Here is a 20,425-nt window from a genome sequence, read left to right on the forward strand (position 1 = left end):
GTGAAGCTCCCACCAGTACATCTTGGAGAAACACGGTCGGCGGTTCTGTGGGAGTGAGCCTGCTCGCGAAGGCGGACTGACATTCAACATCAATGTCGACTGATCCACCGCTTTCGCGAGCAGGCCTGTTCCCACAGGGTCATGTGCAAGCCGTTAGAAATCCTTGCACAGGCGCAGGGCGTCGTAGATGGCGGCGTGAACGTTACGCTGGGCCACGCAGTCGCCGATGCGGAACAGCAAGTAGCCGTCGCCGGCCTCGCTCAGGCAAGGCTGGGGCTTGATCGCGAACAGCGCTTCAACGTCGACCTGGCCCTTGTTGCGCGAGCCTTCCTTGAGCGCGTAGTAGATCTGCTCATCGGGACGCACACCGTTTTCCACCACCACCTGGTCGACCACCCGCTCCTCTTTGGCGCCGGTGTATTCGTTCTCCAGCACCGCCACCAGCTTGTCGCCTTCGCGATAGACCTTTTCCAACATCATGTCGCCGGTCATGATCACTTCTTTCGGATACATGCTGCGGTAGTAGGTCGGGAACGACGTACCGCCGATGGCTACGCCCGGCTTGATGTCGTCGGTGACGATCTCGACCTGGCTGCCCTTGTCGGCCAGGAAGTCGGCCACCGACATCCCAGTGAATTCGCAGATGGTGTCGTAGACCAGCACGTTCTTGCCCGGCGCCACCTTGCCGTCGAGCACGTCCCAGCTGCTGACCACCAGGCCTTCGGCCGAGCCCCAGTGTTCGTTCTGCTCGAGGAAAGGGTGGCCGCCAACGGCAAGCACCACCACATCCGGACGCAGGTCCATGATGGTCGGCGCATCTGCCGCCACACCCAGGCGCAGATCGACTTTCAGGCGCGCCAGTTCCAGCTGATACCAGCGGGTGATACCGGCGATCTGGTCACGTTGTGGCGCTTTCGACGCCGTGGTGATTTGCCCGCCGATGAATTCTTTCTTCTCGAACAGGGTCACGTCGTGGCCACGTTCAGCGGCAACGCGTGCCGCTTCCATCCCGGCAGGACCGGCACCGACCACCACGACCTTGCGTTTCACGCCGGTGGTTTTCTCGATGATGTGCGGCACGCCCATGTACTCACGGGAGGTCGCGGCGTTCTGGATGCACAACACGTCCAGGCCCTGGTACTGACGGTCGATACAATAGTTGGCACCCACGCACTGCTTGATCTGGTCGATCTGGCCCATCTTGATCTTGGCGATCAGGTGCGGGTCGGCAATGTGCGCACGGGTCATGCCGACCATGTCGACGTAGCCGCCCTCGAGAATCCGCGTCGCCTGGTTCGGGTCCTTGATGTTCTGCGCGTGCAGCACCGGCACCTTGACCACTTCCTTGATCCCGGCAGCCAGGTGCAGGAACGGCTCCGGTGGATAACTCATGTTGGGGATAACGTTGGCCAGGGTGTTGTGGGTGTCGCAACCCGAGCCGACCACACCGATGAAATCAAGCATGCCGGTGTCGTCGTAGTACTTGGCGATCTGCTTCATGTCTTCATGGGACAGACCGTCCGGGTGGAACTCGTCACCGCACAGGCGGATGCCCACGCAGAAATCGTCGCCCACTTCTGCACGCACCGCCTTGAGCACTTCGAGGCCGAACTTCATGCGGCCTTCGAAGGTACCGCCCCATTCGTCGGTACGTTTGTTGACCCGCGGGCTCCAGAACTGGTCGATCATGTGCTGGTGCACCGCCGACAGTTCGACGCCGTCCAGGCCACCGGCCTTGGCCCGGCGCGCAGCCTGGGCGTAGTTGCCGATCACCCGCCAGATTTCTTCCGGCTCGATGGTCTTGCAGGTGGCACGGTGCACCGGTTCGCGGATACCCGACGGCGACATCAAAGTCGGCCAGTTGAAACCGTCCCAACGCGAGCGACGGCCCATGTGGGTAATCTGGATCATGATCTTGGCGCCATGCTTGTGCATGGCGTCGGCCAGGTTCTGGAAGTGCGGGATGATGCGGTCGGTGGACAGGTTGACCGAGCTCCACCACTCCTGCGGGCTGTCGATGGCCACCACCGAGGAGCCGCCGCAAATCGCCAGGCCGATCCCGCCCTTGGCTTTCTCTTCGTAGTACTTCACGTAACGGTCGGTGGTCATACCGCCGTCAGTGGCATAGACCTCGGCGTGCGCGGTGCTGAGCACGCGGTTGCGGATGGTCAGTTTGCCAATTTGAATTGGCTGAAACATTGCTTCGAAAGCCATGGCCGGGTCCTCGACTTACAACGGCTTGACGGTGAACAAGCCGTCTTCGTGACCCTCTTCGGAGCCACCGTAGACTTGTTCGGCCACAGTGCGGATCTGGCTGCCGCGCGCTTGCAGGATCTGGTCCATGGCCCCGGCAAACCAGCCGGTGAACATGTAGTCGACCTTGCGCCCGACCTTGCCGTACACGTAGACGAATGCCGAGTGTTCGAGCTTGACACTGGCGGTGCCTTTGTCGAGGTCGATGTCCTGGATCTTGAACAGGCCCCAGCCGCGTTGCGACAGGCGTTTCATGTAGTGCTCGAACACCGCGACGCCTTCCAGGCCGTGGCATTCGGCTTCTTTCTCGCACCAGTGCCAGGCGGATTTGTAGCCGGCCTTGTAGAGGATTTCAGCGTAGGCGTCGGCGCCCAGCACTTCCTCGATGCCCATGTGGTTGTTGACGAAGAAATGCCGTGGCACGTACAGCATCGGCAGGGCGTCGGAGGTCCAGACACCGGTCTCGCTGTCGACTTCGATTGGCAATTGCGGGGCGATCTTGGCCATGGAAACTCAACTCCAGAAAAATTGTGTTGTTGCCCGCTGCGCGGAGGGCAGCGGGAAAGGATTCAGCGGCGTAGTGGCTTATTCGCCCCAAACATCTTTCAAGACGTTCACCCAGTTCTCGCCCATGATCTTGCGCACTACCCGCTCCGGGTGACCGCGCTTAAGCAGGGTTTCAGTGAGGTTGGGGAACTCGCCCACGGTGCGGATGCCCAGCGGATTGATGATCTTGCCGAAGCTGGTCAGGCGGCGGGCGTAGCCCTTGTCGTGAGTCAGGTATTCGAAGAAGTCCTGGCCATGGCCCTGGGTGAAGTCGGTGCCGATGCCGATGGAGTCTTCGCCGACGATGTTCATCACGTACTCGATGGCTTCGGCGTAGTCGTCGATGGTCGAATCGATGCCCTTGGCGAGGAACGGCGCGAACATGGTCACGCCGACGAAACCGCCGTGGTCGGCGATGAACTTCAGCTCTTCATCGGACTTGTTGCGCGGGTGCTCCTTGAGCCCCGACGGCAGGCAGTGGGAGTAGCAGACCGGTTTTTTCGATTCGAGGATGACTTCTTCCGAGGTCTTGGAACCGACGTGGGACAGGTCGCACATGACGCCGACCCGGTTCATCTCGGCGACGATCTCGCGACCGAAACCCGACAGCCCGCCGTCACGCTCGTAGCAGCCGGTGCCTACCAGGTTCTGGGTGTTGTAGCACATCTGGACGATGCCAACGCCGAGCTGCTTGAACACCTCGACATAGCCGATCTGGTCTTCGAAGGCGTGGGCATTCTGGAAGCCGAAGAGGATGCCGGTCTTGCCCTGTTCCTTGGCCTTGCGGATGTCGGCGGTGGTGCGCACCGGCATCACCAGGTCGCTGTTCTCGCGAATCAGTTTCTGGCTGGCTGCGATGTTGTTGACGGTGGCCTGGAACCCTTCCCACACCGACACGGTGCAGTTGGCCGCGGTCAAGCCGCCTTTGCGCATGTCTTCAAACAGCTCTCGGTTCCACTTGGCAATGATCAGCCCGTCGATAACGATGCTGTCGGCGTGCAGTTCGGCTGGGCTCATCAGGCTGTCCCCTTATTGGCGATTCATGCGCCGAATCGTCTGCCGGCGCTTTGGGGCCAGCATATGCCTCGGTGCCGGGGCGCCCGGGTGCAAAAACGACAGGGGGTTTGCCGAAAGCGTCAATCCGCGACAAAGGGTCAGGCTGCGGCGGATTTGCCCGGCTGTTCTTTAGCCGACGCTTGCGCCAGAATCCGCCGCATCACTGGATGTTTCACTGGATGGGGCGGCAGCAATGAAATCGATCTTCTTCGCATTGGCACTGATAGCGACCGGCGTACAGGCGGCTGAAGAGGCTGACAACACGCCGTGCGATGCGGTGGAAAACGACATCCAGACCCTGGAATGCGCGACGTACAACAAAACCACTGCCGAGCAACTGCTCAAGGAAAACTTTCAGGGTTTGCTGGAGCGCGTCCAAAGTCAGGCGGGCAACAAGGCACAGGCGGCGGACGTCACCGCCAAGCTGCAGGCCGCCGAGCAGTTGTGGATCAAGTCTCGCGATGCCGACTGCGCAATTGCGCCCTTCCCGTCCGCTCCGGGCAGCAAGGCCTACACCATCGACCAGAACGATTGCCTGGCGAACAAGAACGACGAACGGTCGGAGTTTCTCGAGTCGATTGCGCAGGAGTGAGGCTTGAGGGTTAAGCTGCAGGTCATAAGCCAGTACAAGGATTCAGCATGAAACTCTGCGGCATTGAAATCAAAGGCAGCGAAGCGATCATCGCCGTGGCCTCCCTCGACGGCTCAACCCTCAGCCACGTCGCCCTCGCCACCAAGAAAATCGCGCTGGCGGATGACGACGACGCAGCCAACGTCAAACTGTTCGCCGCGCAGGTGGCGTCCTTTGTGCGGGAAAACTCCATCGACCGCATCGCGATCAAGAAGCGCAGCAAGAAAGGTGAATTCGCCGGCGGCCCGACCACCTTCAAGATTGAAGGTGTGTTGCAACTGCTCGACGGCTGCGAGGTGACGCTGCTGTCACCGCAGACCATCACCGCACAGGCCAAAAAACAGGGCGGTGAGCTGCCGGCGACGCTGAACAAGTATCAGCATGAGGCGTACAAGACGGCGTGTGCGGCGTTGTTAAAGAAGTAAACAAACTACCTGGCAATACCGATGAACTGTAGGAGCGAGCCTGCTCGCGAATGCGGTATGTCTTTCAACCTCGATGTCGAATGACAAATTGCGATCGCGAGCAGGCTCGCTCCTGCAGGGCTCTGTGGAGCTCAGGCCTGCGCAGTTCGCCGGTCTTCCCGTGGACAGCGGGCAAACCTCGCCCGATAGCTGCGGGTGAAGTACGACGGCGATTCAAACCCGCAGGCGATGCTCACTTCCAGCACGCTCATGTCGGTCTGACGTAGCAGTTGTCGAGCTTTTTCCAGGCGCAGGCGCAGGTAGAAATTGCTCGGGGTGTCGTTGAGGTGCAGGCGAAACAGGCGCTCGAGTTGGCGCCGGGTGACCTTGATCGAATCCGCCAATTGCAACGTGGTCAGCGGCGGCTCGCTGTGCTGCTCCATCTCACCGATTACCTGCACCAGCTTCTTATTGCTGATGCCGTAGCGCGTGGCGACTTGCATGCGCTGGTGGTCCTTGCGCGGGCGAATGCGTCCAAGCACGAATTGTTCGCTGACCTGGATCGCCAGCTCCGGGCCGTGGGCCTGGGCGATCAGGTCGAGCATCAGGTCGATGGAGGCGGTGCCGCCGGCCGAGGTGATACGCCGGCGGTCGATTTCAAACAGTTCCTGGGTCACGCTCAACTGCGGATAGGATTCCTTGAAGGCTTCAATCGCCTCCCAGTGCAACGTCACGCGATGGCCGTCCAGCAAGCCGATCTCGGCGAGCACCACGCTACCGGTGTCGATACCGCCGAGGGTCACCCCGTCGTGATCGAGTCGGCGCAGCCAGTGCGCCAGCGCCGCGTCGAGGAACTTCAGCGGCTCGAAGCCGGCGACCACCAACAGGGTCGCGCCCTTCTTCAAAGGCTCCAGTGCCGCATCGGCGTTGAGCGACATGCCGTTACTGGCCAACACCGGCCCACCGTCAGCGCTCAGCACATGCCAGCGGTACAGCTCGCCGCGAAAGCGGTTGGCCACGCGCAGCGGCTCGATCGCCGAAATGAAGCCGATGGCGGAAAAGCCCGGCATCAGCAGAAAGTAGAAATCCTGAGACATGCAACGCACTCGACTGGCAGGGAGGACGGGTAGCGTGCTGACGGTGATACGCCACTTGCCGGCGACACACAAGAGCAGGGGTCGCTGCAGTGCAAGAGCTGGTCGCCGCAGTGCGTTTTCTGCGAGGGTGAGCTGCGTAACTTTGCATCACCGGCGCAACAGACGCCGGAATCGACAATAACGACCTGCCGAGGATCCCACCATGAAACGACTGATCAGCAGCTGTGTTCTTGCACTCAGCGGTACCGCATTTCTCAGTTCCGGTGCCATGGCCGCCGACCCCGCCGCGTGCCAGAACGTACGCATGGGCGTGGTGAACTGGACCGACGTGATCGCCACCAGTGCCATGACCCAGGTCCTGCTCGACGGCCTCGGCTACAAGACCAAACAAACCAGCGCTTCCCAGCAAATCATCTTCGCCGGCATCCGCGACCAGCGCCTGGACCTGTTCCTCGGCTACTGGAACCCGTTGATGACCCAAACCATCACCCCGTTCGTCGACGCCAAGCAAGTCACGGTCCTCGAAGCGCCAAGCCTCAAGGATGCCCGCGCCACTCTGGCGGTGCCCACCTACCTGGCCGACAAGGGCCTGAAATCCTTCGCCGACATCGCCAAATTCGAGAAAGAGTTGGGTGGCAAGATCTACGGCATCGAGCCCGGCTCCGGCGCCAACACCCAGATCAAGGCGATGATTGCTAAAAACCAGTTCGGCCTCGGCAAGTTCCAACTGGTGGAATCCAGTGAGGCCGGCATGTTGGCCGCCGTGGATCGGGCCGTGCGGCGCAAGGAAGCCGTGGTGTTCTTCGGCTGGGCGCCGCACCCGATGAACGTCAACGTGCAGATGACTTACCTGACCGGCAGCGACGACGCCCTCGGCCCGAATGAAGGCATGGCCACGGTCTGGACGGTCACCGCGCCGACCTACGCCGAGAGGTGCCCGAACATCGGCCGCCTGCTGACCAACCTGACGTTCACCGCCGAAGACGAGAGCCGGATGATGCAACCGCTGCTCGATCACAAGGACGCACTCGAATCAGCCCGCCAGTGGCTCAAGGATCATCCGCAGGACAAAGCGCGCTGGCTCGAAGGGGTGACCACCTTCGACGGCAAGCCAGCGGCCCAGAACCTGCAACTGACCAGCCAGTAACCGCACACCACACAACCGCTTCGCAGCCCGACTCGGGCTGCGAACAGAACCCTCACGCCTGAAGGAAACCGCACTATGAACCACGACGTCATCATCACCTGCGCACTCACCGGTGCTGGCGACACGACCGCCAAGAGCCCCCACGTGCCGGTCACTCCGAAACAGATTGCGGCGGCTGCGGTGGAAGCGGCCAAGGCCGGCGCCACGGTGGTCCACTGCCACGTGCGCAACCCGCAAACCGGCAAGTTCAGCCGCGACGTGGCGCTGTACCGGGAAGTGATGGAGCGCATCCGTGAAGCGGACGTCGACATCATCGTCAACCTCACCGCCGGCATGGGCGGCGACCTGGAAATCGGCGCCGGCGAGAACCCTATGGAATTCGGCCCCAACACCGACCTGGTCGGGCCACTGACCCGCCTGGCCCATGTCGAGGAACTGCTGCCAGAAATCTGCACCCTGGACTGCGGCACCCTGAATTTCGGCGACGGTGACACCATTTACGTGTCGACCCCGGCCCAACTGCGCGCGGGGGCCAAGCGCATCCAGGAACTGGGGGTGAAAGCCGAGCTGGAAATCTTCGACACCGGCCACCTGTGGTTCGCCAAACAGATGATCAAGGAAGGCCTGCTCGACGACCCGCTGTTCCAGCTGTGCCTGGGTATTCCGTGGGGGGCGCCGGCCGACACCACCACCATGAAGGCGATGGTCGACAACTTGCCAGCCAACGCGGTGTGGGCCGGCTTCGGCATCGGCCGCATGCAGATGCCGATGGCCGCGCAAGCAGTGCTGCTGGGCGGCAACGTACGGGTCGGGCTGGAAGACAACATCTGGCTGGACAAGGGCGTGCTGGCGACCAACGGCCAACTGGTCGAGCGCGCCAGCGAAATCCTCAGCCGCCTCGGCGCCCGCGTCCTGACCCCGGCAGAGGGGCGCAAGAAAATGGGGCTGAAACAGCGCGGTTAAGCGATCACCACCCCCCCTGTAGGAGCGAGCCTGCTCGCGATGAGGCAGGTACATCCGGAGCATCATCCGCGACAGGAATACCGCCATCGCGAGCAGGCTCGCTCCTACAGTTTTTTATTGCGGACTCTTCAGGAATCGACCATGAGCTTTATCACCGAAATCAAAACCTTCGCTGCTCTGGGCAGTGGTGTCATCGGCAGCGGCTGGGTCTCCCGCGCCCTCGCCCATGGCCTGGATGTGGTGGCCTGGGACCCGGCGCCCGGAGCCGAGGCGGCGCTGCGCAAACGCGTGGCCAATGCCTGGGGCGCGCTGGAACAACAGGGCCTGGCACCCGGCGCATCGCAGGATCGCCTGCGCTTCGTCGCCACCATCGAAGAGTGCGTGCGCGACGCTGACTTCATCCAGGAAAGCGCGCCGGAACGCCTCGAACTGAAACTCGAACTGCACGGCAAGATCAGCGCGGCAGCCAAGCCCAATGCGCTGATCGGCTCCAGCACCTCGGGCCTGTTGCCCAGCGAGTTCTACGAGAGCGCCACGCACCCCGAACGCTGCGTGGTCGGCCACCCGTTCAACCCGGTGTACCTGTTGCCTCTGGTCGAAGTGGTCGGCGGCAAGAACACCGCACCCGAAGCGGTGCAGGCAGCGATGCAGGTCTATGAATCCCTGGGCATGCGACCGCTGCATGTGCGCAAGGAAGTGCCAGGGTTCATCGCCGACCGCTTGCTCGAAGCGCTGTGGCGCGAGGCGCTGCACCTGGTCAACGACGGCGTGGCGACCACCGGTGAAATCGACGACGCGATTCGTTTTGGCGCCGGGTTGCGCTGGTCGTTCATGGGCACCTTCCTGACCTACACCCTGGCCGGTGGCGATGCCGGCATGCGCCACTTCATGGCCCAGTTCGGCCCCGCCCTGCAACTGCCCTGGACCTATCTGCCGGCACCGGAGTTGACCGAGAAACTGATCGATGATGTGGTGGACGGCACTCGCGAGCAGTTGGGTCAGCACAGCATCTCGGCGCTGGAGCGCTATCGTGATGATTGCCTGTTGGCGGTGCTGGAGGCGGTGAAAACCACCAAGGCCAGGCATGGCATGAGTTTCAGCGAGTAATCGGTCAGCACGACTATCCCTTCGCGAGCAGGCTCGCTCCCACAATGACCGCGCAAAACCTGTGGGAGCGAGCCTGCTCGCGAAAGGGGTAGTCCAGTCACTCTATAAATTGGATCAGAAACCATGCCCACCCTCACCACCTATCAAACCACCATCATCCCCGACTGGGTCGACTACAACGGCCATCTGCGCGACGCCTTTTACCTACTGATTTTCAGCTACGCCACCGACGCCCTGATGGACCGCCTGGGTATGGACAGCAGCAGCCGCGAAGCCACCGGCCACTCGCTGTTCACCCTGGAACTGCACCTCAACTACCTGCACGAAGTAAAGCTCGATACCGAGGTCGAAGTGCACACACAGATCATCGGCCACGACAGCAAACGCCTGCACCTCTACCACAGCCTGCACCGCGTCGTTGACCCCCAGGAACTCGCCGGCAACGAACAAATGCTGCTGCATGTCGACCTCGCCGGGCCGCGCTCCGCACCTTTCACTGCAGCGACTCTTGAACGCCTGCAAGGGATCATCGCCGAGCAGACCGACCTGCCCGTTCCCGCTTATATCGGCCGGGTCATTGCCCTGCCACCTGCCCGATAATTCCACCCATCGCAAGGAGCCGTCATGAACACCGCTGCCGCCGTTGCCGATTTCCGTACTTACCCGTTGATCAGCGCGCTGCACGGCGTGCAGAACCTGGTGGACCGCGTGCTGATCGAGTGGGCCGATCGCCGGATCAGCCCGTTCCACCATGTCTGGCTGCGGGACAATTGCCCGTGCGCGGAATGCGTCTACAGTGTCACTCGCGAGCAACTGTTCGAGATCGTCGACGCTGCACCGGACCTGGCACCCAGCGCTGCCTATATCGATACCGACGGCTGCCTGAGCATCGATTGGCAGGATGGCCATCTCAGCCGTTTCGACGCCGGTTGGCTGCGCGCCCACGCCTACGACGAGCAATCCCGCCGCGAACGTCTGGCGGGCAAACCTCGCGCGCATTTGTGGCACAGCGATCTGCGCCTGCCGGTATTCGACTACGCGGCGCTGATGGACGACGATCAGGCCCTGTTGCACTGGCTGCTGGCGGTGCGCGACACCGGCCTCACCCAGGTGCGTGGAGTGCCTACAGAACCGGGCTCGTTGAAGCTGATCGCCCAGCGCATATCGTTTATCCGCGAGAGCAATTTCGGCGTGCTGTTCAACGTGCAATCCAAAGCCGATGCCGACAGCAATGCCTACACTGCCTTCAACCTGCCGCTGCACACGGACCTGCCGACCCGCGAGCTGCAACCCGGCCTGCAGTTCCTGCACTGTCTGGTGAATGACGCCGAGGGTGGCGAAAGTATTTTCGTCGACGGTTTTGCGATTGCCGATGCGTTGCGCCAGGAGGATCCCGAGGCCTTCCACAGCCTGTGTGAGATCCCCGTGGAGTTTCGCAACAAGGACCGCCATAGCGACTACCGCTGCCTGGCGCCGATCATTGCCCTGGATGCATTGGGACGGGTCGCGGAGATACGCATGGCGAACTTCCTGCGCGGGGCGTTCGACACCTCGGTGGAGCAGATGCCCAAGCTGTATCGGGCCTATCGGCGATTGATCGGCATGACCCGCGAGCCGCGCTTTCGCCTGATCCAGCGACTCAGTCCCGGCGAGTTGTGGTGCTTCGACAACCGCCGCACCCTGCACGCCCGCAACGCCTTCGACCCCGCCACCGGCGCCCGGCATTTCCAGGGATGCTATGTGGATAGAGATGAGTTGTTGTCGCGGATTCTGGTGTTGCAGCGCTAGACCGCGTCATCGTTCATTGCGAGCAGGCTCGCGATGGCGTCCGTCAATACAGAACAAAACTAAAGGAAGGACAGACAAAAAAAGCCCCGATACAAGCCGTGACAGGATCGGGGCACAAGGTACTGTTGAGGAGCCGTTGCGCGAGGGTGACCAAACCTTCGTGAAGCGAGCTGAGGCCAGTGTGCCCACTCCGTCGTACGGCAAGTTAGCCGAAAACGACATGCTCATAGCCAATGTGGACACCCCGACAAAACAACCTTGCCCCCGCCACCCGCGCCTACCAGAATCGAGTCACCCCATTGTTCCCGGAAGAAGGATTTGCGTCATGATGCACGCCGATTTGATTGATCAGGAAGACCTGTTGGGCCAGCTCAAGGCGTTGGGTTTTCAGGTGCCCGTCGGCGCCACGGCCGAGCAGGCCTGCGAATGCGCAGTGAGGGGGCTGGACAATGCCCGGGCGTATGAACTGCGCAAGATGGTCAAGGATATCTACACCAGCAGCGCCACCATCCTCCCGGCCGTGCGCCAGGCGATCGACAAGCAGCTGTTGCCAGCCCTGGCCGAATTCCAGCAAAGCCATACCAGCCGCTAAAAGCTTCGCGAGCAGGCTCGCTCCCACAGGTTATGCATTGTTTGCTCAACTGTAGCAACGATGCAGATCCAATGTGGGAGCGAGCCTGCTCGCGAGAAGGTATACGCGGTTTAGAGCCTTACACTGGCAAACGTCGACTCATTACGCGCCTGGCTCAACGCCGACATCGGCCCCGACAGCGGTGCCAATACCAAGGCTTGTGGAATCGGCATCATCGCCACCTGTTGGGTGGTGTTGGAGCCGACGCGCTCGTCACGCGGTGGAATGCCGAAGTATTCGCGGTAGCACTTGGAGAAGTGCGGCGTGGAGACGAAGCCGCAGACCGACGCCACTTCGATGATCGACATCGGCGTCTGCTTGAGCAATTGCCGGGCGCGGATCAGACGCAGCTTGAGGTAGTAACGCGACGGCGAGCAGTGCAGGTATTTCTGGAATAGCCGCTCCAACTGACGACGGGACACGGCGACATACACCGCCAGCTCATCGAGGTCGATCGGCTCTTCGAGGTTGGCTTCCATCAGCGCAACGATTTCCTGCAGCTTCGGCTGGTTGGTGCCGAGCATATGTTTGAGCGGCACGCGCTGGTGATCCTGTTCGTTGCGAATGCGCTCGTAGACAAACATTTCCGAAATCGCTGCCGACAGTTCGCGGCCGTGATCGCGACTGATCAGGTGCAACATCATGTCCAGGGGCGCGGTGCCGCCGGAGCTGGTGAAGCGGTTACGGTCGAGGGTGAACAAGCGTGTGCTCATCGCCACCCGAGGAAAAGCTTCCTGCATCGCTGCCAGGCATTCCCAGTGCACGCTGCAATCAAAACCGTCGAGCAGACCCGCGCAGGCCAGAGCCCAACTGCCGGTGCAAACTGCGCCGAGACGACGCGACTGGCGCGCCTGGCTTTGCAGCCATGACACGTGTTCACGGGTCACGGTGCGCTGGATGCCGATACCGCCGCAGACAATGATGGTGTCCATCGCCGGCGCTTTGTGCATGGAGGCATCGGGGGTGATCTGCAGACCATCACTGGCCCAGACCTGGCCGCCGTCAACGGTGAGGGTGGTCCAGCGATACAGCTCGCGACCGGACAACTGGTTGGCCATGCGCAGTGGCTCGACTGCTGAGGCCAGGGAAATCAGCGTGAAATTGTCCAGCAGCAGAAAGCCGATGGATTGAGGCGCACGGTTCTGGGGTTGGGCCCCTGAGTTGAACGACGTCATCGCGGTATCTCCTCACACAAAGCGGGTGATGGCCTCAGGCGGAGGCTCTTGTTATGGCCATCGTTCTCGAGTGGGAGACGGGCTTTGTAATGACAGAGCAATTGCCATGCCTAAAATTGAATGGCCAATCAATAACTCCTGAAAACGACATAGGAGTGTGTCTGTATATGACGCGCGGCGCGCAGGACTAATCGGCTTGGCACGGCCGTACAACGGCACAGTTCAAGGAGCTGTGAGCAAATCGGTAGCACTTGTGGGAACTGGGTTGCGAGCGATCAGACAAGAGTGTCACCGCAGGCACCGGTGACGGACGGTAGGGGCACTCAAAGAGCCCCCTGCTTTCGATGGGCTATTTATCTGAGAGCGACGCGCTAAAAGGTGGCGGGATTGCAGAGGGGTGATCAGTTTACGGGCAGTTTTGACTGGTCGGGACTCTTCGCGAGCAGGCTCGCTCCCACAATGTCCTGGTGTACATAGAACCACTGTGGGAGCGAGCCTGCTCGCGAAGGGATCGACGCGGTATCAAGGACTCAACACTCCACAGCACTCACCGCCAACCCACCACGCGATGTCTCTTTGTATTTGTCATGCATATCCGCCCCGGTATCACGCATGGTGCGGATCACCCGGTCCAGGGAAATGAAGTGCTGGCCGTCCCCACGCAAGGCCATTTGCGCGGCGTTGATCGCCTTCACCGCCGCAATCGCGTTGCGCTCGATGCACGGCACTTGCACCAACCCGCCGACCGGATCGCAGGTCAGACCGAGGTTGTGTTCCAGGCCAATCTCCGCGGCATTGCACAACTGCTCCGGCGTGGCCCCGAGAATCTCCGCCAGCCCCGCTGCCGCCATGGCGCAGGCCGAACCGACTTCGCCCTGGCAACCGACTTCGGCGCCGGAGATCGACGCGTTCTTTTTACACAGGATGCCCACCGCCGCCGCGCCGAGCAGGTAGTCGACCACGTTGGCGTCGGTCACCGCCTCGCTGAACTTCATGAAGTAATGCAGCACCGCCGGGATGATCCCCGCAGCGCCGTTGGTGGGTGCCGTGACCATGCGCCCGCCCGCAGCGTTTTCTTCATTGACCGCCAGGGCAAACAGGTTGACCCACTCCATGGCGCTCAAGGTCGAGCCAATCACGTTGGGCTTGTTCAGCTCTTGCAGACTGCGGTGCAGCTTGGCTGCACGGCGCCGCACATTGAGCCCGCCCGGCAGGATGCCTTCGTGCTTGAGACCCTGTTCAACACAATCCTGCATGGCCCGCCAGAGTTTCATCAGGCCACTGCGGATTTCTTCCTCACTGCGCCAGACCTTCTCGTTGGCCAGCATCAGCTCGGCCACCCGCAGGTTGTGCTTCTGGCAAAGCTCCAGCAGCTCGGCGGCGCTGGAAAAATCGTAGGGCAACACGGTGCTGTCCAGGTCCACCACACCGCTGGACGCCTGGGCCTCATCGACGACAAAACCGCCGCCGACTGAATAGTAGGTGTCGCGATGGATTTCGCTGTTTTCATCAAACACCACCAGGGTCATGGCATTCGGGTGGAACGGCAGGTTCTCGTCAATCAGGCGCATGTCCCGCGACCAGATAAAAGGCACCGGTAGACGACCGTCGAGCAGCAGGGTGTCGGTTTCGCGCAGGGTGTCGATGCGAATACCTATTTGCGACGGATCGATTGCGTCCGGCCACTCCCCCATCAAGCCCATGATCACCGCGTTGTCGCTGCCATGCCCGATGCCGGTGGCCGACAGCGAGCCATACAGCTGCACCTCGACTCGCCGCACTTGTTCCAGCAACTGCTTCTCACGCAGCGCCTCGACAAACAGCGCACCGGCGCGCATCGGCCCTACAGTGTGCGAGCTAGACGGACCGATGCCGATTTTGAACAGGTCGAAAACGCTGATAGCCATGACGTACGAGACTCCTCGATGAGCAGGTTCCAGGCCGCAAAGCGCCCGGTGACGGAGCTGCTACGCTCAAGCAGCGACCCGTGCATATGGCCGCATCATCGGGCTTTTGCCCGGTCGCTCAACGTCTGACACCGACGCACTCATGCCCACTAACGCCGCAGGCCGCAAGCGACACATTGCGACGGTTTTTTTTGCGGTTCAGCGGGCAACAACGGTCGGAAAAAAGCTGTAAACGACCTCGCTGACACTGGATGCGACCATCCCTGTACTGGATACGACGCACCCTGTAGGCGTCAGATTTTCACTGGTCCATGATCAGTTACGACTCGATTGCGAAGCGCCGTGGCAGAGCTGTCTTCACCGCCACCAACCGCAACACTACTAAGTGCGGCTGTCCTGTCGGAACACCGCCAAAAAAACATCCAGGAGTCCACCCCATGAAAGGTAACCCGTTGTTGTTGGCCGCCCTACTGAGTCTTCCCGTGCTGGCGCAGGCCGCGGAACCGGCTCAATGCAGCACCGTCAACTTCTCCGATGTCGGCTGGACCGACATCACTGCGACCACCGCGACCACCAGCGTCGTACTCAACGCCCTCGGCTACAAAACCAAGACCACCATGATTTCCGTGCCCGTGACCTACAAGTCGCTGGCCGACGGCAAGAACATGGACGTGTTCCTGGGGAACTGGATGCCGACCATGGAAAACGACATCAAGGCCTACCGCGATGCCGGCACCGTGGAAACCGTGCGTACCAACCTCAAGGGCGCCAAGTACACCCTCGCTGTCCCCCAGGCGCTTTACGACAAGGGGCTGCATGACTTCGCCGACATTGCCAAATTCAAGAAAGAGCTCGACGGCAAGATCTACGGCATCGAACCCGGCAACGACGGCAACCGTCTGATCCAGTCGATGATCGACAAGAACGCCTTCGGCCTCAAGGACGCTGGCTTCAAGGTCGTCGAGTCCAGCGAAGCCGGGATGCTGTCGCAAGTCGACCGCGCGCAGAAACGCGACACCGCCGTGGTATTCCTCGGCTGGGCACCGCACCCGATGAACAAGCGCTTCAAGATTCAATACCTGACCGGTGGCGATGACTTCTTCGGCCCGGATTTCGGCGCTGCCACCGTGGCCACCAACACCCGCAAGGGTTACGCCACGGAATGCAGCAACGTTGGGCAGTTGTTGAAGAACCTGGAGTTCACCGTCGACATGGAAAGCGAACTGATGGGCAACATCCTCGACGACAAAATGAAGCCTGACGCGGCCGCCAAGGCCTGGCTGAAAAAGAACCCACAGGTGCTCGATACCTGGCTCGCTGGCGTGACCACCATTGACGGTAAACCAGGCCTGGAGGCCGTGAAAGCCAAGTTGCAGTAGTCGCTTATGCCGGACGGCGCATGCCGTCCGGGCTGTTAATTACCTTGCATGCGGACGTTCATTACCATGCTGATTGATCAGAAAATACCCCTAGGCCAGTACATCGCGGCATTCGTTGAATGGTTGACGCAACACGGCGCCAGCACCTTCGACGCGATTGCCGTGTCGCTGGAAACGATGATCCACGGCGTGACGTTTGCGCTGACCTGGTTCAACCCGCTGGCACTGATCGGTCTGATCGCTTTGCTGGCTCACTTCATCCAACGCAAATGGGGCCTGACAGCCTTTGTCGTCGCCTCCTTCCTGTTGATCCTCAACCTGGGGTACTGGCAGGAAACCATGGAAACCCTCGCCCAGGTGATGTTCGCCACCCTGGTCTGCGTGCTGATCGGCGTGCCGTTGGGCATCGTTGCCGCGCACAAACCGATGTTCTACACCATGATGCGTCCGGTACTCGATCTGATGCAGACCGTACCGACGTTCGTGTACCTCATTCCTACCCTGACCCTGTTCGGTCTGGGTGTTGTCCCCGGGCTGATCTCCACGGTGGTGTTCGCGATTGCCGCGCCCATCCGCCTGACCTACCTGGGCATTCGCGACGTACCGCAGGAACTGATGGATGCCGGCAAGGCCTTTGGCTGCTCGCGCCGTCAGCTGCTCTCGCGCATTGAACTTCCCCACGCCATGCCAAGCATCGCGGCCGGTATCACCCAGTGCATCATGCTGTCGCTGTCGATGGTGGTGATTGCCGCGCTGGTGGGTGCCGACGGCCTGGGCAAACCCGTGGTCAACGCACTGAATACCGCTGATATCGCCCTGGGCTTCGAAGCCGGTCTGGCGATCGTACTGCTGGCGATCATGCTCGACCGTATCTGCAAACAACCCGACGCCAAAGTAGGGGGTGACGCATGAGCATAATTCGCTTTGATGACGTCGACGTGATCTTCACCAAGGATCCGCGCGAAGCCTTGAAACTGCTCGACCAGGGCATGACCCGTAACGAGATCCTGAAAAAGACCGGGCAGATTGTCGGCGTCGAAAAGGCCAGCCTGGATATCGACAAGGGTGAAATCTGCGTACTGATGGGTCTCTCCGGCTCCGGCAAGTCCAGCCTGTTGCGCTGCATCAACGGCCTCAACACCGTGAGCCGCGGCAAGCTGTTCGTCGAGCATGAAGGTCGGCAGATCGACATCGCCTCGTGCACCCCGGCAGAACTGAAAATGATGCGCACCAAGCGCATCGCCATGGTCTTCCAGAAGTTCGCCCTGATGCCCTGGCTGACGGTGCGCGAGAACATCAGCTTCGGCCTGGAAATGCAGGGTCGTCCGGAGAAGGAACGGCGCAAGCTGGTGGACGAGAAGCTGGAGCTGGTGGGCCTGACCCAGTGGCGCAACAAGAAGCCTGATGAGCTGTCCGGCGGCATGCAGCAACGGGTCGGCCTGGCCCGCGCCTTGGCGATGGACGCCGATATCCTGCTGATGGACGAACCCTTCTCGGCCCTCGACCCACTGATCCGCCAGGGTCTGCAGGACGAATTGCTGGAGCTGCAACGCAAACTGGCCAAGACCATCGTCTTCGTTAGCCACGACCTCGATGAGGCGCTGAAACTGGGCAGCCGCATCGCGATCATGAAAGACGGCCGGATCATCCAATACAGCAAGCCCGAAGAGATTGTCCTCAACCCGGCCGACGACTATGTGCGTACCTTCGTCGCCCACACCAACCCGCTCAACGTCCTCTGCGGTCGCAGCCTGATGCGCACCCTGGACAACTGCAAGCGCATCAACGGCTCGGTGTGCCTGGACCCGGGCGGCGACTCGTGGCTGGACTTGGCCGAAGGCAACACCATCAAGGGCGCCCGCCAGAACGGCTCGGCCCTGGACCTGCAGAACTGGGCACCCGGCCAGTCGGTGGAAGGCCTCGGCCGTCGCCCGACACTGGTCGACTCCAACATCGGCATGCGCGACGCCCTGCAGATCCGCTACCAGACCGGCAACAAGCTGGTGCTCCACGACAACAACCATGTAGTCGGCATCCTCGGCGACAGCGAGCTGTACCACGCCCTGCTGGGCAAAAACCTGGGCTAAGCCAAGCCCGCAGACACAAAAACGCCGCGAGAGATCGCGGCGTTTTTGTTTGTGGGATAGCAGGTGATACAGCGGTGTAGCTGATGGCCTCATCGCGAGCAAGCCCGCTCCCACAGGTTATGTGGCGTTAGCTATACACCCGCCCCAACATCTGCCGATGGCTTTCGAACTGGTCGAGCACGTCGCGGGTGATCTGGTCCTGGGTGAAACCCATCAGGTCGTAATCCTGGCTGCCGTTGTGCAGATACACCTCGGCACGGTAGTAACGCTGGCGCGCCTCGTCGGACTGGGCCGATTCGGTTGGGGTCGCCAGATAACCATCGAGGCTCACTTCATAGACGAACGGGTTGCCTTCCTCCATCTCCACCCGCACGCCCATGCAGCGTTTGGACTTGCCCAGCACGGTCTGCACTTCAAGGCCCTGGGCACGCATCTGATCGGTGGCATCAGTCAACGCCGGGCTCACATGCTTGTCCATGAACCGCTGCACCACAGCCTGGCTTGGCTGCAGGTCCAACTGAGTCAGACGCTCGCTGAAACCACGACGACCACGCGCCGCCAACTCCGCCTGTTCCTGTTCGATCTGCACGTCCTGGCGCATTGCCTTGTGCAGGCCGAACATGAAGAACACCAGCACCACCGAGAACGGCAGGCCGGCCAGCACCACCATGGTTTGCATGGCTTCGAAGTTACCGGCGAACAGCAGGCCGATGGTCACCAGGGTGATCACCGCCGACCAGAAAATCCGCAGCCAGTGTGGCGCGTCTTCGTCGACATCGCCGCCTTTGCACGAAAGGTTCGCCATCATCACCGCCCCCGAATCCGCCGGGGTCAGGAACAGCACGAAGCCAACAAAGATCGACACACCGATGACGATTTTCGACGCCGGATAATGCTCAAGCAGTTGGTAAATCGCCATGGACGGCTGCTCCAGCGCCGTCTTGCCCAGCTCCACCGCTCCCTGGTTCATCACCAGATCAAGCGCCGAGTTACCGAAGATCGACAGCCACGCCAAGGTAAAGCCCAGCGGGATCAGCAGCACGCCGGCCACCAGCTCGCGCACGGTACGGCCACGGGAAATACGCGCGATGAACATGCCGACAAATGGCGCCCAGGAAATCCACCAGGCCCAATAGAACAGGGTCCACAGGCCCAGCCAGCGCTCGGACTTGGCGTTGTCGGCTTCGTACACGTACAAGTCGAAGGTTTTCAGCACCACGCCGTTGAGGTAGTCGCCGATGTTCTGCACGAAGCCATTGAGCAGGTGCAGGGTCGGGCCGAACAACAGCACGAAAATCAGCAGGCCGCTGAACAGCACGATGTTCAGGTTGGACAGGCGGCGAATGCCGTTTTCCACACCCGACACGGCGGCGATGGTGGCCACGGTGCTCATGACAATGATCACGATCAGCAGGTTGGTGTTGCTGTGCTCCATGCCGAACAGGTTCTCAAGCCCCGACGACACCTGCAGCGAACCAATCCCCAGGTTGGTCACCAGACCCAGCAGCGTGACGAACATGCCAAAGCCGTCCACCGCATGCCCGGCTGCGCCCTTGACCCAGCGCTCGCCGACCAGCGGATACAACGCCGACCGCAAGGCCAGCGGCTGGTTGTGACGGTAGGCAAAGTAGGCCACGGCCAGCCCGACCAAAGCGTAGATCGCCCAGCCATGCAGGCCCCAGTGCAGGAAGGTCAGTTGCACTGCCTGACGCGCCACCTCATGGGAACCCGGCACACCTTCCGGTGGATTGAAAAAGTGGTCGAGCGGCTCGGACGCACCGAAATACAGCAACGAGATACCGATACCGGAGGAGAACAGCATCCCCGCCCAGGCGCCGTAGCTGAAGTCCGGGGTGTCGTCCTTGCTGCCCAGCTTGAGCTTGCCGTAGGAGGAAAACGCCAGGCCGACGACAAACACCAGGTAGGCGGCGATCACCACCATGTAATACCAGCCGAAGCTGCGCGACAGCCAGGCCTGGGCAATGCCCAGCAATCGGCCCGCTTCTTGCGGCGCGGCAATGAGGATGGCAGTCAGCAGCAGAATCAATGCGGTGGAGGTGTAGAACACCCAACCGTTGACCGTCACCTTTTCTGGTGGGGTCTTTATTAGAGAGGCAGAACTCATTGCACAGATGCTCCAGGCAGTGCGAGAGAAGGACACAAGGCAAAGCCGTACCCGACCAATCGGTTAGTGGGCAGCCGACCAGCGGGTGATATAAAGACAGCCGGAAAAAAGCCCGAAGCCCGCAGCGCC

18 protein-coding genes are annotated in these 20,425 nt (G+C 61.2%); 11 read left to right on the forward strand and 7 right to left on the reverse strand.

All coding sequences use genetic code 11. From position 1 onward, the window contains the following. Window positions 1-153: 153 nt before the first annotated feature. From dgcA to NR126_RS18050, 3 genes are all read right to left on the reverse strand, one after another. The gene (gene dgcA / locus NR126_RS18040) at window positions 154-2,214 is read right to left on the reverse strand and encodes a dimethylglycine demethylation protein DgcA (protein WP_027617091.1); all 2,061 of its coding nucleotides are present in this window, start codon (window positions 2,212-2,214) and stop codon (window positions 154-156) included. Between the two features lie 15 nt (window positions 2,215-2,229). Next, window positions 2,230-2,760 (reverse strand): DUF5943 domain-containing protein, encoded by a 531-nt coding sequence (locus tag NR126_RS18045; RefSeq protein ID WP_027617090.1) that lies wholly within the window; start codon window positions 2,758-2,760, stop codon window positions 2,230-2,232. A gap of 78 nt (window positions 2,761-2,838) precedes the next feature. Then, a complete protein-coding gene (locus tag NR126_RS18050; protein ID WP_027617089.1) occupies window positions 2,839-3,816 on the reverse strand; it encodes a dipeptidase in 978 nt (325 codons plus the stop codon). Between the two features lie 232 nt (window positions 3,817-4,048). Here NR126_RS18050 and NR126_RS18055 point away from each other — a divergent pair, with 232 nt between their 5' ends. Together NR126_RS18055 and NR126_RS18060 are read left to right on the forward strand one after the other, a co-directional pair. Continuing rightward, a complete protein-coding gene (locus NR126_RS18055; protein ID WP_027617088.1) occupies window positions 4,049-4,447 on the forward strand; it encodes a lysozyme inhibitor LprI family protein in 399 nt (132 codons plus the stop codon). A gap of 47 nt (window positions 4,448-4,494) precedes the next feature. Then, the gene (locus tag NR126_RS18060) at window positions 4,495-4,911 is read left to right on the forward strand and encodes a DUF3010 family protein (protein ID WP_027617087.1); all 417 of its coding nucleotides are present in this window, start codon (window positions 4,495-4,497) and stop codon (window positions 4,909-4,911) included. Window positions 4,912-5,042: 131 nt separating this feature from the next. On the opposite strand, the gene NR126_RS18065 is transcribed toward NR126_RS18060, so the two are convergent. Further along, window positions 5,043-5,987 carry a GlxA family transcriptional regulator gene (locus NR126_RS18065; RefSeq protein ID WP_105755986.1) on the reverse strand — a complete coding sequence of 315 codons (945 nt, stop codon included), beginning with the start codon at window positions 5,985-5,987 and terminating at the stop codon, window positions 5,043-5,045. Window positions 5,988-6,189: 202 nt separating this feature from the next. On the opposite strand from NR126_RS18065, the gene NR126_RS18070 reads away from it, so the two are divergent. From NR126_RS18070 to NR126_RS18095, 6 genes are all read left to right on the forward strand, one after another. Continuing rightward, complete coding sequence (locus NR126_RS18070; protein ID WP_027617085.1) at window positions 6,190-7,134, forward strand: choline ABC transporter substrate-binding protein; 945 nt, start codon at window positions 6,190-6,192, stop codon at window positions 7,132-7,134. 75 nt (window positions 7,135-7,209) lie between these two features. After that, complete coding sequence (locus NR126_RS18075; RefSeq protein WP_027617084.1) at window positions 7,210-8,097, forward strand: 3-keto-5-aminohexanoate cleavage protein; 888 nt, start codon at window positions 7,210-7,212, stop codon at window positions 8,095-8,097. 141 nt (window positions 8,098-8,238) lie between these two features. Beyond that, window positions 8,239-9,204 carry an L-carnitine dehydrogenase gene (locus NR126_RS18080; RefSeq protein WP_256830772.1) on the forward strand — a complete coding sequence of 322 codons (966 nt, stop codon included), beginning with the start codon at window positions 8,239-8,241 and terminating at the stop codon, window positions 9,202-9,204. A 123-nt stretch (window positions 9,205-9,327) separates the two neighbouring features. After that, window positions 9,328-9,804 carry a thioesterase family protein gene (locus NR126_RS18085; RefSeq protein WP_027617082.1) on the forward strand — a complete coding sequence of 159 codons (477 nt, stop codon included), beginning with the start codon at window positions 9,328-9,330 and terminating at the stop codon, window positions 9,802-9,804. Between the two features lie 24 nt (window positions 9,805-9,828). Then, window positions 9,829-10,992 carry a gamma-butyrobetaine dioxygenase gene (locus NR126_RS18090; RefSeq protein WP_256830773.1) on the forward strand — a complete coding sequence of 388 codons (1,164 nt, stop codon included), beginning with the start codon at window positions 9,829-9,831 and terminating at the stop codon, window positions 10,990-10,992. A 325-nt stretch (window positions 10,993-11,317) separates the two neighbouring features. Further along, on the forward strand, window positions 11,318-11,584 hold the full coding sequence (locus NR126_RS18095; protein ID WP_027617080.1) for a hypothetical protein: 267 nt from the start codon (window positions 11,318-11,320) through the stop codon (window positions 11,582-11,584). Window positions 11,585-11,694: 110 nt separating this feature from the next. Here NR126_RS18095 and NR126_RS18100 read toward each other — a convergent pair whose 3' ends face one another. Both NR126_RS18100 and NR126_RS18105 read right to left on the reverse strand, forming a co-directional pair. Further along, window positions 11,695-12,798 (reverse strand): GlxA family transcriptional regulator, encoded by a 1,104-nt coding sequence (locus NR126_RS18100; RefSeq protein ID WP_027617079.1) that lies wholly within the window; start codon window positions 12,796-12,798, stop codon window positions 11,695-11,697. Between the two features lie 530 nt (window positions 12,799-13,328). Continuing rightward, entirely contained in the window at window positions 13,329-14,705 is a 1,377-nt protein-coding gene (locus NR126_RS18105) for an L-serine ammonia-lyase (protein WP_027617078.1), read from the reverse strand. A 437-nt stretch (window positions 14,706-15,142) separates the two neighbouring features. Here NR126_RS18105 and NR126_RS18110 point away from each other — a divergent pair, with 437 nt between their 5' ends. The 3 genes from NR126_RS18110 (at window position 15,143) to choV (ending at window position 18,171) form a co-directional block, all read left to right on the forward strand. Further along, window positions 15,143-16,084, forward strand: coding sequence for a choline ABC transporter substrate-binding protein (locus NR126_RS18110; protein WP_027617077.1), 942 nt, complete (start codon window positions 15,143-15,145; stop codon window positions 16,082-16,084). A gap of 66 nt (window positions 16,085-16,150) precedes the next feature. Then, window positions 16,151-16,996 carry a choline ABC transporter permease subunit gene (choW, locus tag NR126_RS18115; RefSeq protein WP_027617076.1) on the forward strand — a complete coding sequence of 282 codons (846 nt, stop codon included), beginning with the start codon at window positions 16,151-16,153 and terminating at the stop codon, window positions 16,994-16,996. Beyond that, window positions 16,993-18,171, forward strand: a complete 1,179-nt coding sequence (choV, locus tag NR126_RS18120; RefSeq protein WP_027617075.1) for a choline ABC transporter ATP-binding protein — start codon at window positions 16,993-16,995, stop codon at window positions 18,169-18,171. Before choW ends, choV begins: the two co-directional genes overlap by 4 nt. 127 nt (window positions 18,172-18,298) lie before the next feature. On the opposite strand, the gene NR126_RS18125 is transcribed toward choV, so the two are convergent. After that, complete coding sequence (locus NR126_RS18125; protein WP_256830834.1) at window positions 18,299-20,239, reverse strand: BCCT family transporter; 1,941 nt, start codon at window positions 20,237-20,239, stop codon at window positions 18,299-18,301. Between the last annotated feature and the right edge of the window lie 186 nt (window positions 20,240-20,425).

This window comes from Pseudomonas sp. Pse1, assembly GCF_024519635.1.
GTDB lineage: Bacteria > Pseudomonadota > Gammaproteobacteria > Pseudomonadales > Pseudomonadaceae > Aquipseudomonas.